The organism is Arthrobacter pityocampae, from assembly GCF_002927275.1.
Lineage (GTDB): Bacteria > Actinomycetota > Actinomycetes > Actinomycetales > Micrococcaceae > Arthrobacter_D > Arthrobacter_D pityocampae.
On record NZ_PRKW01000003.1, the window covers coordinates 421,448 to 436,549 of the forward strand.

Consider the following 15,102-nt stretch of genomic DNA (forward strand, 5'->3'; position numbering starts at 1 on the left):
GGGCCGCCCTTTCCCATGGGGTCAGGTGCGGTGCCCGCGCCGGCTCCGCTGCCGGAGCGATCCGGCCTTGGCGTGCTGCAGGCGCGCTGACTCGGCGGCAGCATCCGCCGCCCCCACGGCGCACCAGGCCGTGGCGAGCAGGTAGACCTGGCTCAGCAGGTAGAACCAGACGAACAGGGCCACGACGACCGCGACGGACAGCAGGACCACGCTGTTGCCGAAGAGCCCGACGATCTGCGTCGAGAAGAACCGGAGCACCGAGGTCCCCAGGCCGGCGATGAGGGCCCCCTGCAGGAGGATCGACCTCGGCATCGTGATCGCGGAGGAGGACCGCAGCAGGACCACGACGACGAAGGTGTCCAGCAGGACCATGATCGCGAACCCCGCGGCCTGGGTCAGCCCGTGGGTGGCCCCGCCCAGGTCGAGGAAGGAGAGCACCGCCCCGAGGGTGTTCGTGGCGATCACGCCGAGTGCCGTGGTCACGACCATCACCACCCCGAGGAGGGCCAGGGTCACGAGGTCCTTGGCCCAGAGCACGAGCGGGATCACGGCCACGGGGTGCAGGCCGAAGATGCCCCGCATCGCCTGGCGCATGCCGCCGATCCAGCCCAGGGAGGTCACCACCATCACGCCCGCGGAGATGACGATGGTCCAGCCGAGGCCGCTCGTGGCCTCGAACAGGGTGTCGGGCGCCACGAGCCCCGGATGCCCCTCCCCCTTGTCGATGAGGCCGGGGACGGCCTGGTCGAGCAGGTCCACGGCGATCGTCTGCAGGTCCTCGTTCCCGGCGATGATGATCCCCAGGGCCGCGAACGCCACCACGAGCAGCGCCGCGATGGCGAAGAAGAGGCGGTAGGCGAGCCCCGCGGCCATGAGCGGACCGCGCCTCCGCAGGTACAGCTGGAAGACGCGCACCACGCGGAGGGTGTTGATGCGTGACAGGGCGAGATCCAGCCGGGCGACGAGGAGCGCGACGCCGCCGCCGCCGGACCGGGTCAGGCGGCCCAGCCGGATCCGGGATTCGGCGACCCTCCGGTGCAGTCCGGGCAGATCGGCCGGGGAGGGCGGGTCAGCCTGCGGCGGCTTCGGAGCCGTCAGTGCCTTGACCAAAGTGCAGCTCCTCCCTCAGCTTCCAGAGCCCCGACGGCACGTGCTCATAGAGTCCCATGGAGCGCACCTCGAACCGGGCCTCGAAGGTCCGCAGCTCCCTCACGGCGGCATCCATGCCGGCGTCGGAGACGTCGTGCGCCACGGTGAGATGCGGATGGAAGGGAAAGGCGAGTTCACGCTCGAGTGGCCCCGCCTGCAATCTGCCGTGGAGGTCGACGCACTCGTCGAAGCCCTCGACGAGCCGCAGGAAGACCACCGGGGAGACCGGCCGGAAGGATCCGGTGCCGTGGAGCCGCACGGTGAATGGGGCCTGGTCGCGGGCCACGGCCCGCACGTGGTCGATGGTCTCGTCCCAGTCCGTGGCCGGCGTCGTCGTGATGAGGGTGATGTGCGGCGGCACGATGGCCGCCATCGGATCACCGAAGGACGCCCGCCACAGCTCGAGGGTGCCGGCGAGGGGCTTCGGTATCGGGATGGTGATCCCCACCGAGCTGCCCGTCGCACCGGCGAGGGACGCGGCGTCCGCCGCGCCGCGGGAGGGGATCGTCGAGGCGCACATCGGTCAGAGAGGCCCTGCGGCCGGGAGGAAACCGACGCGCGCGTAGACCTCGGCGAGGGTCGGGGCGGCCAGGCCGCGTGCCTTCGCGGCGCCCTGGGCGAGGAGCCGGTCGAGTTCCGCGGGGTCGGTCAGCAGTTCCTCCGCCCGGCGCCGGACGGGGGCGAGGGTCTCCACCACGACCTCCGCGAGATCGACCTTGAGGTGGCCGTACATGCGCCCCTCGTACTCGGTCTCGAGCTCCGCCACGGTCCGTCCGGACAGGCCGGAGTAGATGGCGAGGAGGTTGGAGATCCCCGGCTTGCCGGCCCGGTCGAAGCGGATCTCCGTGCCGGCGTCGGTGACGGCGGACCGGATGCGCTTGGCGGTGACCTTCGGATCGTCGAGGAGATTGACCAGGCCGGCAGCCGACGAGGCCGACTTCGACATCTTCGCCGTGGGGTTCTGCAGGTCGTAGATCTTCGCGGAGTCCTTCTGGATGAAGGGCTCCGGCACCACGAACGTCTCACCGAAGCGCGTGTTGAAGCGCTGCGCGAGGTCACGGCTGAGCTCCACGTGCTGGCGCTGGTCCTCCCCCACCGGGACGCCGTCGGGCTGGTAGAGAAGGATGTCCGCGGCCTGGAGGATCGGGTAGGTGAACAGGCCCACGCTCGCGGTGTCAGTCCCCTGCTTCGCCGCCTTGTCCTTGAACTGCGTCATGCGCGAGGCCTCGCCGAACCCGGTGATGCAGTTCAGCACCCAGGCGAGCTGGGCGTGTTCGGGGACGTGCGACTGCACGAAGAGCGTCGCGCGGTCCGGATCGACGCCGCCGGCGATGTACTGCGCGGCGGTGGTCCGGGTGCGGTGCGCCAGTTCCTGCGGGTCCTGCGGTGCGGTGATCGCGTGCAGGTCGGGGATGAAGAAGACGGCGTCGTAGGTCTCCTGCAGGCGGACCCAATGCACGAGGGCGCCGAGGTAGTTGCCGAGGTGCAGGGAACCTGCGGAGGGCTGCATGCCCGAGAGGATGCGCTGCCGCCGTGCCGGGTGCGCGGCGGGCGTGGGCTGTGTCATGGAGGGAGTCCTGAGTCTAGAGCTGGTAGTCGACGACGAGCGGTGCGTGGTCCGAGAACCGCGTGTCCCAGCTCGGCGCCCTGTCCACGTCGGAGGTCACGGCACTCTTGGCGAGGGCCTGGGTGGCCAGCTGGTAGTCGATCCGCCAGCCGGTGTCGTTGTCGAACGCCTGGCCGCGCCAGGACCACCAGGTGTACGGGCCGTCCACGTCGCCCGCGAGAAGACGTGCCACGTCCACGAACCCGCATTCGTCCGAGAGGAAACGGTCGAAGTACTCCCGCTCCTCGGGCAGGAAGCCGGCCTTCTTGAGGTTGCCCTTCCAGTTCCTGATGTCGAGGCGGGTGTGGCCGACGTTGAGGTCCCCCAGGACCACGGCGTGGTCGGCGCCGTCGCGCAACTGGGGCAGCCGGGCGATCATGGCGTCGAGGAAGCGGTACTTGTCATCCTGCTTCTGCGTGCCGACCTCGCCGGAGTGCACGTATGCGCTCACGACGGTGAGGCTCGCGCCGTCGACGTCGAAGTCCGCCTCCACCCAGCGGCCGGACGTGTCGAAGTAGGAGTCCCCGATGGTCGTCCGGGTTGCCGACGGTTCCTGCCGGGAGGCGATCGCCACCCCGGCGCGGCCCTTGGCCTCGGCCTCGGTGTGGAGGATGTGCCAGTCCTCGCCCAGCAGGGTGCGGACGACGGCGTCGGGGGCCCTGACCTCCTGCAGGCAGAGGACGTCGACGTCCCGCCCGTCGAGCCATTCCTGCATCCCCCGCTTGTAGGCGGCGCGGATTCCGTTGACGTTGACCGAGGCGATGCGCAGGGTTTTCTGAGGGGGATTCGAGGCCGGACTCACTCGATCCACTGTACCCGGCAGGGTATGGGGATTCATCCGGCCGGCGGGCGCCTCAGTCGACAATGGTGCCCTCGACGGGCCCTTCGGTGGAGCCCTTCATCATGGAGCGCGCGTTGTGCGAGGTGATCTCGATCGTCTCGAGGGCACGCTCGACCATGCCCTCGTCCTCGCCGAGGTACTCCCGGACCACGCCGACCTGCACCTGGACGATCTTGAAGCTGTGGTCGAGCTTCAGGTCCCGCGCCCGGTCCGTGGCCGGCTGGACCGTGCCCTGCCCCGACGGCCCCTGCCCCGCGGGCCCGAAGACCCCCTGCGCCTCCAGGCGCGCCGTCGCCTTCCGTGCCGCTCCCCGGAGACTGAGGACCACATAACTGAAGATGAGGAGCCAGCCGAGGGAGACGATCACCACCAGCCAGCCGACGACGTCGTTCTGGTTGGCCGCGAAGACCACGGCGACCAGGAACACGATCAGCATGACCGCCATCCCGGCACTTCCCATGCGCATGCTCGGACCCCGGCCCGGAGGCCTTGCGTTGCTCCCTAGTGACTGCATCCGACCATTCTCCCGCATCACCGGGGGAACCCCGAGGTGCTTCCACCGCGGGCGAACTGTCAGGCCTTGATAAGTTTCCTTCCAGTTTTCCCATCCGTGACGGCCCTCACCCCGAAGTACAGCCATGCGCGCCCATCGGTGCGCATCATTCGCACTATGGAGGAACACCCATGAACAAGAAGATGCGTCTCCTGGCCGTACCGGCCCTCGCACTCGGCACCGTCGCCATGGCAGGAGCCCCGGCCATGGCCGCCGACGCCAGCTACTCGTCCACGCTCGGCCAGCTCAACGGCACCACCGGAACCGGCAGCATCACCGTCGATGTCACCGGCGACACCGCCATGGTCAACCTGCAGGTCTCCGGCCTCGCCGAGACCTTCATGGACGGACCCTACCCGCACGTCCAGCACGTCCACGGCGGCGCCAAGGGCACCTGCCCCACGATGGCCGACGACGCCAACGGCGACGGCATCGTCAGCGTCACCGAGGGTGCCGGCCTGTACGGCGGCATCCAGACCACGCTGACCACCTCCGGCGCCACCACCCCGGCCGAGGGCCTGAACCTCGAGCTCGGCGGCCAGGGCGGCACCTACTCCGTGCAGCGTGAGATCACCCTCGACGCCGACACGAAGGCCTCCCTCGAGGCCGGCACCGCCGTCGTCGTCGTGCACGGTCTCGATCCCGCCACCGCCGGCGTCTCCGAGGACGTGTTCGCCTCCCCCAGCGACCTCGACCCCGAGCTCCCCCTCGGCGCCACCTCGCCCGCACTCTGCGGCACCCTCGTAGCGACCCAGATGGGCGAAATGCCCGCCGGTGGAGCCGACACGGGCGTTGCCACCGAGACCTCCACCAACACCGCGGGCATGATCGCCCTCGGTGGCGGCCTGGTCCTCGCGGCAGCAGCCGGCGGCACCTACGTCGTCCGTCGCCGCACGGCCGACAACGCATAATCCCGATCACTCACCATGATCGATAGAGTGACCGGCCACCGCTGGGGCATCACCGCCCCGGCGGTGGCCGCTCTTCTTCTCCTCACCGGATGCGGAGGCGCGGACACCCCCGCGGCAGCACCGATGTCGTCCGCGTCCCCGAGCGCATGCTCGAGCGCTTCCCCCGGTGCCGGACCGGACGCCGCAACGCCGTCCACAGGACCCACGACCACCCCCGCACCCTCCCCGACGCCCTCTGCGTCGTCGCCCACCCCTACGGCGACGCCGTCGCTGCCGGCCGTCCTCCCGGCGTCGACGCCCGTCACACTGGAGATCGGGACGATCGGGGTGCGAACCGACCTGCTGAAGCTCGGCCTGCGGGAGAACCGGAGCCTCGAGGTCCCGCCCGACGGCCCGGGTGCACCCGCGGGCTGGTACACCGAGTCCCCCACGCCCGGCGAACGCGGCCCGGCCGTCCTGCTCGGCCACGTCAATGCCACGGACGGCGGCAAGGGCGTCTTCGCCGACCTGCGCAGCCTCGAGACCGGGGACCGCATGAGCGTCATCCGCGAGGACGGCACGACGGCGGTCTTCGAGTTCCAGCGGGGCGAGGCCTACGGGAAGGACGAGTTCCCCACCCTCGAGGTGTACGGGAACACCCTGGGGTCGGAGCTGCGGCTCATCACGTGCGACGGCTACAACCCCGAGACGGGCGAGTTCGACGACAACTACGTGGTGTACGCGACGCTGGTGCCGTAGTCCGGCTAGCGCAGGAAGAGCTTCCGCAGGCGCAGGGTCGTGAGCAGCATGCCGACCACGATCATGACGAGGAAGTAGCCGAGGTGGAGGAGCGTCGCCGAGGTGAACGAGGCGACGCTGATCTGGCGCAGCAGTTCCACCCCGTGCCAGAGGGGCAGCGCCTGGATGAACCACTGGATGCCCTGCGGGTAGACGCTGAGCGGGTAGAACGTCGCCGAGAACAGGAACATCGGCAGCATCACGAAGTTGACCCATTCCATCTGCTGGAAGGTCTTCATGAAGCTGGTGATCCCCATGCCGAAGGATGCGAACCCGAACGCGATCACCACGGACGCCGGGATCACGAGCAGCGCCACCGGCGAGGTGACGAGCCCCATCAGCGCCATGACCGCGGTGAACCCGGTCGCGTACAGGGCTCCGCGCAGGAGGGCCAGGAAGATCTCGCCGATCGCGACGTCCAGCGGCCCGAGCGAGGTGTAGAGCATCCCCTGGTACAGCTTGGCGAAGTTCATCTTGAAGAAGACGTTCCACGTGCTGTCGTAGACGGCCCCGTTCATGGCCGAGACCGCCAGCAGCGCCGGAGCGATGTACGCCGCGTAGCTGATCGGCGCGCCGTCGGGTCCCTCCACCGTCCCGACCAGGGCTCCGAGGCCCACGCCCATGGACAGGAGATAGAGCACCGGCTCGAAGAAGCCGGACACCATGATGAGCCAGTTGCTGCTGCGGGTGGCCAGGAGTCCGCGGGCGATGACGGCCTTCGCGTTGCGTGAGTACAGGGCGGCCAGGGGTCGCTTCGAGCCCTCCAGCGCGTAGTCCTGCGCGGTCAGCTCGGCGCTCATCGGCCGAGCCTCCTCGCGTAGACGGTGTGGGCCAGGCGCAGGCCGACGACGGCGAGGACCACCAGGTACACGACGTGGAGCACGGCGAGCCAGAGAGGGATGTCGTAGCCGTAGGTGAGGCTCCGGCCCAGTTCCGTCCCGTGCCACAGGGGCGAGATCCAGCCGATCCACTGCAGGAAGACCGGCAGGGTGCTCAGCGGGAAGAACGTCCCGGAGAAGAGGAACAGCGGGGTGACGATAAAGCGCATGACGAGCGCGAACTGTCCTCTGTCGTCCTCGATGCTCGCCGAGTAGGCCATCAGCGGGAGGCCGAACGCCAGTCCGCTGAGGACGGCCACGGGGATGACGGCCGCTCCCGTGGCGGACGGCGACGCACCGAAGGCGGCGACGATCAGGAAGTAGATGATGGTGGTCGCGGTCAGGCGGGCCGTGATCGCGAGGACGTGGCCGTTGACGATCTGATCGGTGTTCAGCGGCGAGGCGTGCGGGCCGTAGTAGACCCGCCGCCACTTGAAGCCGTCCATGACGGGGTAGGTGAACTCCGTGGCCGCCGTCATGATGGTCGCGGACGCCAGCAGGGCCGGAGCGAGGAAGGCCAGGTAGCCCACACCGCCGAAGGCGTCGGCGGAGTTCCGGTCCACGAGCGTGGCCAGGCCGACGCCCATCGCGAAGAGGTACATGACCGGGGTTCCGACGCTGGAGGCGAGCAGGGTCCAGCGGTAGCCCTGCATGGAGCGGAGCACGTGCTCGGCGTAGTACCAGGACCCGAACGACCGCGCGCGGCGCGCGGACACCTCCGGCGGGTGGGCGTGCAGGCGGTACGGCGGGCCGGCGGGAGCGTTCCGGACGGCGGGCTCCGGCTCACTCAACGAGGCTCCTCCCGGTCAGGCGCAGGAACACGTCCTCGAGGGAGGACCGCCGCACGAGGGACGTGATGGGCTTCAGTCCCCGGGAGGTGACCTCCTCCAGGGCGGCCTCACCGTCCTGCGCATAGATGAGCACGCGGTCCGGCAGCGGCTCGAGGCGTTCCCCGATGCCCTCCAGCTCACCTGCCACCATGGTGTTGCGCTCCGAGCCGAACCGCAGTTCCAGCACCTCCCGGGTGGAGTGGTCCCGGATGAGCTGCGCGGGCGACCCCTCGGCCATGATCCGGCCCTTGTCCACGACCACGAGCCGGTCGCAGAGCTGCTCCGCCTCGTCCATGTAGTGCGTGGTCAGGATCAGGGTCACCCCGGATTCCTTGAGCCGGAACAGCCGGTCCCAGAGGATGTGCCGCGCCTGCGGGTCCAGGCCGGTGGTGGGTTCGTCCAGCAGGAGGATCCTCGGCTCGTTGATGAGGGAGCGCGCGATGGTCAGGCGCCGCTTCATGCCGCCCGACAGCGCGTCGACCTTCGCTCCCGCCTTGTCCGTGAGCTGGGCGAACTCCAGGAGCTCATCCGCCTTCGGCCTGAGGTAGCTCATCGGGAGCCCGAAGTAGCGCCCGTAGACGATGAGGTTGTCGCGGACCTTGAGTTCCTCGTCGAGGTTGTCCTGCTGGGGCACGACCCCGAGGTGGGCGCGCACCTCCGGCCCGTGGTCCTCGGGGTCGAGGCCCATGATCGTGAGCCGGCCGGAGGTCCGCTGCGAGACGCCGCCGATCATGCGCATGGTGGTCGACTTCCCCGCGCCGTTCGGCCCGAGCAGTCCGAAGGACTCCCCCGCCGGGACCTCGAAGGAGATGTCGTCGACCGCCCTGAAGTCGCCGTAGTGCTTGCTGAGCTGCTGCGCGGAGATGACCGGTGGTCCGGCTGGGTGGGTGAGCACCCGCCCAGCCTAGCCCCATTGGCAAAACCCAATGGGATTTCCGGATCTACGCCTGCGCGGCGCGGCGTTCCGCGGCGTCGACGACGTTCGCCAGCAGCATGGCCCGGGTCATGGGCCCCACGCCCCCGGGATTCGGTGACAGCCAGCCCGCGACGGACGCCGCTGCCGGGTCGACGTCGCCCGTGAGCTTCGCCCTGCCGGTCTCCGGGTCCTCGACGCGGCTCACGCCCACGTCGAGGACTATCGCCCCGGGCTTGAGCTGGTCCGCCGTGATCATGTGCGGGATGCCCGCGGCTGCCACGACGACGTCGGCGCGGCCGAGGTGGTCGGCGAGGTCGACGGTCCCGGTGTGGGCCAGGGTGACGGTCGCGTTGATCTGCTTGCGCGTCAGGAGCAGCCCCAGCGGCCGGCCCACGGTGACGCCGCGTCCGACGACCAGCACGTCCAGGCCCTTGAGGGCGAGGTCGTGCCGGAGGAGGAGCTCGACGATCCCGTGCGGTGTGCACGGCAGGGGCGAGTCCATCTCGGCGCCGACGTTGAGGACGAGCCTGCCGAGATTCATCGGGTGCAGGCCGTCGGCGTCCTTCGCCGGATCGATGCGTTCGAGGATCGCGTTGGTGTCGATGTGCGCGGGCAGCGGGAGCTGCACGATGTAGCCCGTGGTGGCGTCGTCGTCGTTCAGTTCGTCGAGGACCGCCTCGAGTTCGGCCTGGGTGACGGTGGCCGGCAGGTCGCGCCGCACCGAGGTGATGCCCACCTGGGCGCAGTCGCGGTGCTTGCCCGCCACGTAGGAGTGGCTGCCGGGGTCGTCCCCGACGAGCACCGTGCCGAGGCCCGGGGTCACACCGCGCTCCCGGAGGGCGGTCACGCGCTCGGCGAGTTCCTCCTTGATCCGGGCGGCGGTCGCCTTGCCGTCAAGGATGCGGGCTGTCGTTGTCATTGCGGGTCGTCCTTCTCGGGAGGTCGGTCCAGTTGCTCGAGCAGGAAGGCCTTGCCCCGGTCGCAGCACCCGGTGAAGCAGCATTCCTCGGCGGGGATGTCGTAGTCGGTCGACGCCGCGGCCTTCGGAGGTGAGGTCCCGGGCGGGAGGGCGCCTACCACTCCTCCTGGCCCGGGTACAGCGGGAAGTCGGCGGCGAGCGCGGACACGCGGGCGCGCAGGGCGTCGACGTCGGGCGAGGGCTTGAGCGCGGCGGCGATGATCTCGCCGACCTCGGTGAACTCGGTGGCACCGAACCCGCGGGTCGCGAGCGCGGGCGTCCCGATCCGGAGGCCGGAGGTGACCATCGGCGGGCGGGGGTCGAACGGCACGGCGTTGCGGTTGACGGTGATCCCGACCGAGTGCAGCACGTCCTCGGCCTGCTGGCCGTCGAGCGAGGAGTTCCGCAGGTCGACGAGGACGAGGTGGACGTCCGTGCCGCCGGTGAGGACCGAGACGCCGTGCTCGGTGACGTCGGAGGCCGTGAGGCGCTCGGCGATGATGCGCGCCCCCTCGAGGACACGCTCCTGGCGCTCCCGGAACTCGGGCGAGCCGGCGATCTTGAAGGCCGTGGCCTTGCCCGCGATGACGTGCATGAGCGGGCCGCCCTGCTGCCCGGGGAAGACGTTCGAGTTGAGCTTCTTGGCCCACTCCTGCTTGGCGAGGATCACGCCGGAGCGCGGGCCCGCGAGGGTCTTGTGGACCGTGGAGGTGACGACGTCGGAGTACGGGACCGGGCTCGGGTGGACGCCGGCGGCGACGAGTCCCGCGAAGTGCGCCATGTCCGTCCAGAGCAGGGCGCCGACCTCGTCGGCGATCGCGCGGAACGCCGCGAAGTCGAGCTGGCGGGGGTAGGCGGACCAGCCGGCGATGATGACCTGCGGCTTCGCGGCGAGCGCCTGCTCGCGGACGCGGTCCATGTCCAGCCGGTGGGTGTCCTCCTCGACGCCGTAGGCCGCGACCTCGTAGAGCTTGCCGGAGAAGTTGAGCTTCATGCCGTGGGTGAGGTGGCCGCCGTGCGCCAGGGAGAGCCCCATGATCTTGTCGCCGGGCTTGATCATCGCCGAGAGGGCCGCTGCGTTGGCCTGTGCGCCGGAGTGCGGCTGCACGTTCGCGAATTCGGCCCCGAAGAGCGCCTTGACCCGTTCGATGGCGAGGTTCTCGGCGACGTCGACGTGCTCGCAGCCGCCGTAGTAGCGGCGCCCGGGGTAGCCCTCCGCGTACTTGTTGGTGAGCACGCTCCCCTGGGCCTCGAGGACGGCGCGCGGCGCGAAGTTCTCCGAGGCGATCATCTCGAGGGTGTCCCGCTGCCGTGCCAGCTCGTCCCGGAGGACGGCGGCGATCTCCGGATCCACCTCGGACAGCGGTGCGTTGGTGACGGAGTCGGCGTGGGAGGGAGCCATGGGCGAAGTGGTCATCGGTCGATCCTTCTCTGGGTCCAGCAAGGGGTCAGCGTGAGTCGCGGGCGGGGATGGGACCGCAGTCCGTGCCCCGGCCGCTCGACGTGACCCGCGGCCCAGGCGTGCGATCCGTGGTCTGCACCGGAAGCGCGGACGCCCCCTCGGGGGATCCCGGCCTCCCGCCGCTTCCTGGTGGTTGCCCACCTTACGCCAGTCGCGACGCTCCCATGCTAGCCGGAATACGACGGCGGCGGGGCCGGTTCCGCATCGGTGGGGCCCCAGTGGAGCCTCGGCGGATCGGTGGCCGACGGGCGGCACCGTAGCGGGAAGGTGGTCGCCATGCACGGACCGGCGCGAGAGGAAGCGCAGGGGACGGGGCGACGCGTCGGCGTCGTCGTCATCGGCGCCGGCCAGGCAGGGCTCAGCAGCGCCTACCACCTGGCGCGGTCGGGTCTCCGGCCCCACCGGGACTTCGTGGTCCTGGACGCCAACCCCTCCCCCGGCGGCGCCTGGCTGCACCGCTGGCCCGCCCTCACCTTCGACGCCGCCCACGCCCTCCACGACCTCCCGGGCCTGCGGCTCGGGACGCCGGACCCGGAGGAGCCCGCGTCCCGGGTGGTCGGCCGGTACTACGGCGAGTACGAACGGACCTTCGCCCTGCCCGTGCTCCGGCCGGTCCGGGTGGTCCGCGTGGAGGCCGATGACGACGGCCTCCTCCGCGTCACGACCCCGGACGGCACCTGGCTGGCCGACGTCGTCATCAACGCGACCGGCACCTGGGACCGCCCCTACTGGCCCTTCTACCCCGGCCGGGACGTCTTCGGCGGGCGTCAGCTGCACACGCACGACTACCGCTCGGCGGACGAGTTCGCGGGCCGGCGCGTCCTCGTGGTGGGCGGCGGCACGTCGGCCGTGCAGTTCGTCCTCCAGCTCCACGCCGCCGGGGCCACGCCCCTGTGGTCCACCCGGCGGCCGCCGTCGTTCACCCGCCGCCCGTTCGACGCCGAATGGGGCCGGGAGGTCGAGGCTGCCGTCGACGCCCGGACGCGCGCGGGACTGCCGCCGGCCAGTGTGGTGTCCGCGACGGGACTGCCGCTCACGGCCGACTACCGGGCGGGCATCGACGCCGGGATCCTCGTGTCCCGCGGCCCGCTGGCCGGACTGCGCGAGCGCTCCGCGGTGTTCACGGACGGCACCGAGGAGCCGGTCGACGCCGTGCTCTGGGCCACCGGCTTCCGGCCCGCCCTGGACCACCTCGCACCGCTGCGCCTCCGGGAGCCCGGCGGCGGCATCGCCATGGACGGGGTGCACGTGCTGAAGGACCCGAGGCTCCTGCTCGTGGGCTACGGCGCCTCCGCATCGACGCTCGGCGCCACCCGGGCCGGGCGGGCCGCGGCGACGGCCGCCGCCGCCCGGCTGCGTGCGGTCGCGTCACAATCGGGGCCCGCCGGTAATCTGGCGTAGGTGACCTCCTCCGATGCCCCGCGCTCCTTCTCCCTGACGCTGTCCTGCCCCGACCGGCCCGGGATCGTGCACGGCGTCTCGGGCGCCCTGGTCGGCGTGGGAGCCAACATCACCGAGTCGCAGCAGTACGGCAGCCCGGACACGGGCACCTTCTTCATGCGCGTGTCCCTCGACACGGACGCTCCGGAGGAGGACCTCCGCGCGGCCCTCGACCCCGTGGCCGGGGAGTTCGGGATGGACTGGTCGCTGACCCCGTCCGCCCGCCGGACGCGGACGCTCATCATGGTGTCGAGGGCGGCCCACTGCCTCAACGACCTCCTCTTCCAGCACCGCTCCGGCACGCTCGCCATCGACATCCCCGTCATCGTGTCCAACCACCGCGACCTCGAGGACCTCGCCGCGTTCTACGGGATCGAGTTCCACCACATCCCCGTGACGCCCGAGACCAAGGACGCCGCCGAGGACAGGCTGCGGGCGCTGATGGACGAGCACGGGATCGAACTCGTGGTCCTCGCGCGGTATATGCAGATCCTCAGCGACCGGCTCTGCGAGGACCTGCGCGGCCGGGCCATCAACATCCACCACTCGTTCCTGCCGTCCTTCAAGGGGGCCCGCCCGTACCACCAGGCCCACGCACGCGGCGTGAAGCTGATCGGCGCCACAGCCCACTACGTCACGGCGGCCCTCGACGAGGGACCCATCATCGAGCAGGAGGTCACCCGCGTGGATCACGCGCGCACGGCCGAGCAGCTGGCGTCGATCGGCCGGGCACTGGAGGGGCGGGCGCTGGTGCAGGCGGTGCAGTGGCATGCGGAGCGGCGCGTCCTCCTGGACGGACGCCGCACCATCGTCTTCAACTGACGCCGCTCCCCCGCACCTGCAGGGCGACGTCCCCAGCGCCTGCAGGGCGACGTCGCCTAGGCTGACGCCATGGCTCATCTCATCCCCTTCCACGGCAGGACGCCCGTTCTCGGCGAGTCGGCCTTCGCCGCGCCGACCGCCTCCCTCATCGGCGAGGTGACGCTCGGTGCGTTCGCCGGCGTCTTCTACGGCGCCAGTATCCGCGCGGACACCGCCCTGATCTCCATCGGCGAGGAGACCAACCTGCAGGACAACGTGGTGGTGCACGCCGACCCGGGCTACCCGGCCGTGATCGGCGCCCGCGTGAGTGTCGGGCACGGCGCCGTGGTGCACGGGTGCACCATCGAGGACGACTGCCTGATCGGGATGAGTGCGACCATCCTGAACGGCGCGGTGATCGGCACCGGGTCCCTCGTCGCGGCCGGCGCCGTCGTCCTCGAGGGCACCGTCGTCCCACCGCGCTCGCTCGTTGCCGGGGTCCCCGCGAAGGTCCGCCGTGAGCTGGACGACGCGGAGGTGGCGGCGATACGCAGCAACGCCGACCGCTACAAGAGTCTCATCCAGGAGCATCGCCTAGCGTTCACTTCTTGACGGCAGGCAAGAGTTACGACACCCTTGTCCCCATGCCCGCAGAATCCCCTCGACGGCGAGGACGAGTGTGAGCGTCCCGCTTCCGAAACCAGGCTCCCAGTCCGCACTGCGGGAGCGGAACCAACAGCGCGTCATCGCGGCGCTCATGAGCGGCGGGCCCCGGACCCAGGCGGAACTCGCCCGGGCGACCGGCCTCTCGACGGCGACGGTGTCCAACATCGTGAAGTCCATGTCCACGACCGGGATCGTGAGCACCGCGCCGACGACCAGCTCGGGCCGCCGCGCGCTGTCCGTCATCCTCAACGACAACGGGCAGGTCGCGGCGGGCATCGACATCGGACGTCGACATCTCCGCGTGGTCCTCGCCAGCCCCAACTACCGGGTCCTGCAGGAGGCCTCCGTCCCCCTCCCGCTCGGCCACAGCGCCCAGGACGGACTGGGCGCAGCCTCGGATCTCCTGGACACCCTGCTCGAGAACGGCGGCATCTCCCGGGCGGCGCTCCTCGGCGCCGGCATCGGCATCCCCGGGCCGATCGACCGTCGCAGCGGGACCGTGGTCCAGGGAGCGATCCTGCCCGAATGGGTGGGCATCAACATCCACGAGACCTTCGGCGAACGGCTCGGCATACCGGTCTTCATCGACAACGACGCCAATCTGGGAGCCCTGGCGCAGGTGACCTGGGGCCCCCACAGCGCGGTGGACAACCTGATGTTCATCAAGGTGGGCTCCGGCATCGGCTCCGGACTCGTCCTCAACGGAGCACTGTTCTACGGCCATGTGGGGATCACCGGGGAACTGGGCCACACCACCATCAACGAACACGGCCTCATCTGCCGGTGCGGCAACCGCGGCTGCCTCGAGACCGTCGCCTCGACGTCCACCATGATCGAGCTGCTCGGCCGCGGCGGCAGCGACTCCGTCGACACCCGCCGCATCATCGACCGGGCGCTGACCGGCGACACCGCGACCCTCCGGGTGATCGACGACGCCGGCGTCGCCATCGGACGGGCCCTGGCGCACATGGCCAACCTGGTCAACCCCGAGACGATCGTCGTCGGCGGTCCGCTCACCGATCTCGGGGAGATCCTCCTCGGGCCGATCCGCCGTGGACTGGCCCGCCACGCGGTGCCCATCATCGGGGAGACGACGACCGTCTGCATGTCCTCGCTGGGCGACCGCGCCGAGGCCCTCGGCGGGGCCGCCGTCGTCCTCGCCCAGTCGGGCCTCTCCCCCGCCCTCATAGGTTCTTCCTAAAGATTTCCTCTGTTTTCCCGGCCCTATGCGTTCAACAGTTGACGGCAAGGCCCAGGGCATGTTCAATTCTTTTCGGGTCGCAATTGGACCTGCATCAAGACAACGCCGTCACT

The 15,102-nt window shown here is 70.5% G+C and carries 17 protein-coding genes; 6 read left to right on the forward strand and 11 right to left on the reverse strand.

From position 1 onward, the window contains the following. Positions 1-21 precede the first annotated feature (21 nt). From C4K88_RS08320 to C4K88_RS08340, 5 genes are read right to left on the reverse strand one after another with little or no spacing between them, the layout of a single operon-like run. Entirely contained in the window at positions 22-1,110 is a 1,089-nt protein-coding gene (locus tag C4K88_RS08320; RefSeq protein WP_104121154.1) for a YihY/virulence factor BrkB family protein, read from the reverse strand. Continuing rightward, a complete protein-coding gene (locus tag C4K88_RS08325) occupies positions 1,070-1,669 on the reverse strand; it encodes a 2'-5' RNA ligase family protein (RefSeq protein WP_104121155.1) in 600 nt (199 codons plus the stop codon). Before C4K88_RS08325 ends, C4K88_RS08320 begins: the two co-directional genes overlap by 41 nt. 3 nt (positions 1,670-1,672) lie before the next feature. Continuing rightward, positions 1,673-2,716 carry a tryptophan--tRNA ligase gene (trpS, locus tag C4K88_RS08330; protein WP_104121156.1) on the reverse strand — a complete coding sequence of 348 codons (1,044 nt, stop codon included), beginning with the start codon at positions 2,714-2,716 and terminating at the stop codon, positions 1,673-1,675. Between the two features lie 16 nt (positions 2,717-2,732). Beyond that, positions 2,733-3,566, reverse strand: a complete 834-nt coding sequence (locus C4K88_RS08335) for an exodeoxyribonuclease III (RefSeq protein ID WP_394249759.1) — start codon at positions 3,564-3,566, stop codon at positions 2,733-2,735. A 43-nt stretch (positions 3,567-3,609) separates the two neighbouring features. Continuing rightward, positions 3,610-4,110 carry a hypothetical protein gene (locus tag C4K88_RS08340; RefSeq protein WP_104121158.1) on the reverse strand — a complete coding sequence of 167 codons (501 nt, stop codon included), beginning with the start codon at positions 4,108-4,110 and terminating at the stop codon, positions 3,610-3,612. A 170-nt stretch (positions 4,111-4,280) separates the two neighbouring features. On the opposite strand from C4K88_RS08340, the gene C4K88_RS08345 reads away from it, so the two are divergent. Then, positions 4,281-5,060, forward strand: coding sequence for a GVDTG sorting domain-containing protein (locus C4K88_RS08345; RefSeq protein WP_104121159.1), 780 nt, complete (start codon positions 4,281-4,283; stop codon positions 5,058-5,060). A 15-nt stretch (positions 5,061-5,075) separates the two neighbouring features. Beyond that, positions 5,076-5,798, forward strand: a complete 723-nt coding sequence (locus C4K88_RS08350; RefSeq protein WP_104121160.1) for a sortase domain-containing protein — start codon at positions 5,076-5,078, stop codon at positions 5,796-5,798. A 5-nt stretch (positions 5,799-5,803) separates the two neighbouring features. Here the strand turns inward: C4K88_RS08350 and C4K88_RS08355 are convergent, their stop codons facing one another. Genes C4K88_RS08355 through glyA form a run of 6 tightly spaced genes read right to left on the reverse strand, consistent with a single transcriptional unit; the run spans position 5,804 to position 10,836 of the window. After that, on the reverse strand, positions 5,804-6,637 hold the full coding sequence (locus C4K88_RS08355) for an ABC transporter permease (RefSeq protein WP_104121161.1): 834 nt from the start codon (positions 6,635-6,637) through the stop codon (positions 5,804-5,806). Further along, positions 6,634-7,506, reverse strand: a complete 873-nt coding sequence (locus C4K88_RS08360) for an ABC transporter permease (RefSeq protein ID WP_241521782.1) — start codon at positions 7,504-7,506, stop codon at positions 6,634-6,636. Before C4K88_RS08360 ends, C4K88_RS08355 begins: the two co-directional genes overlap by 4 nt. Beyond that, the gene (locus C4K88_RS08365; protein ID WP_104121162.1) at positions 7,499-8,440 is read right to left on the reverse strand and encodes an ABC transporter ATP-binding protein; all 942 of its coding nucleotides are present in this window, start codon (positions 8,438-8,440) and stop codon (positions 7,499-7,501) included. The genes C4K88_RS08360 and C4K88_RS08365 overlap by 8 nt, the downstream gene beginning before the upstream one ends. 46 nt (positions 8,441-8,486) lie before the next feature. After that, positions 8,487-9,380 carry a bifunctional methylenetetrahydrofolate dehydrogenase/methenyltetrahydrofolate cyclohydrolase gene (locus tag C4K88_RS08370; protein ID WP_104121163.1) on the reverse strand — a complete coding sequence of 298 codons (894 nt, stop codon included), beginning with the start codon at positions 9,378-9,380 and terminating at the stop codon, positions 8,487-8,489. After that, positions 9,377-9,541, reverse strand: a complete 165-nt coding sequence (locus C4K88_RS17345) for a hypothetical protein (RefSeq protein WP_167398998.1) — start codon at positions 9,539-9,541, stop codon at positions 9,377-9,379. The genes C4K88_RS08370 and C4K88_RS17345 overlap by 4 nt, the downstream gene beginning before the upstream one ends. Further along, positions 9,535-10,836: a serine hydroxymethyltransferase gene (glyA, locus tag C4K88_RS08375; protein WP_104121164.1), complete on the reverse strand. Its 1,302-nt coding sequence runs from the start codon at positions 10,834-10,836 to the stop codon at positions 9,535-9,537. Before glyA ends, C4K88_RS17345 begins: the two co-directional genes overlap by 7 nt. 321 nt (positions 10,837-11,157) lie before the next feature. Between glyA and C4K88_RS08380 the strand changes: the two genes are divergently transcribed. From C4K88_RS08380 to C4K88_RS08395, 4 genes are all read left to right on the forward strand, one after another. Further along, complete coding sequence (locus tag C4K88_RS08380; RefSeq protein ID WP_104121165.1) at positions 11,158-12,282, forward strand: FAD-dependent oxidoreductase; 1,125 nt, start codon at positions 11,158-11,160, stop codon at positions 12,280-12,282. Beyond that, positions 12,283-13,143, forward strand: a complete 861-nt coding sequence (gene purU, locus C4K88_RS08385) for a formyltetrahydrofolate deformylase (protein ID WP_104121166.1) — start codon at positions 12,283-12,285, stop codon at positions 13,141-13,143. It begins immediately after the preceding gene. 69 nt (positions 13,144-13,212) lie between these two features. Beyond that, positions 13,213-13,734, forward strand: a complete 522-nt coding sequence (locus tag C4K88_RS08390; RefSeq protein WP_104121167.1) for a gamma carbonic anhydrase family protein — start codon at positions 13,213-13,215, stop codon at positions 13,732-13,734. A gap of 43 nt (positions 13,735-13,777) precedes the next feature. Further along, positions 13,778-14,989, forward strand: a complete 1,212-nt coding sequence (locus C4K88_RS08395) for an ROK family transcriptional regulator (RefSeq protein ID WP_104121168.1) — start codon at positions 13,778-13,780, stop codon at positions 14,987-14,989. The last annotated feature ends 113 nt before the right edge of the window (positions 14,990-15,102 follow it).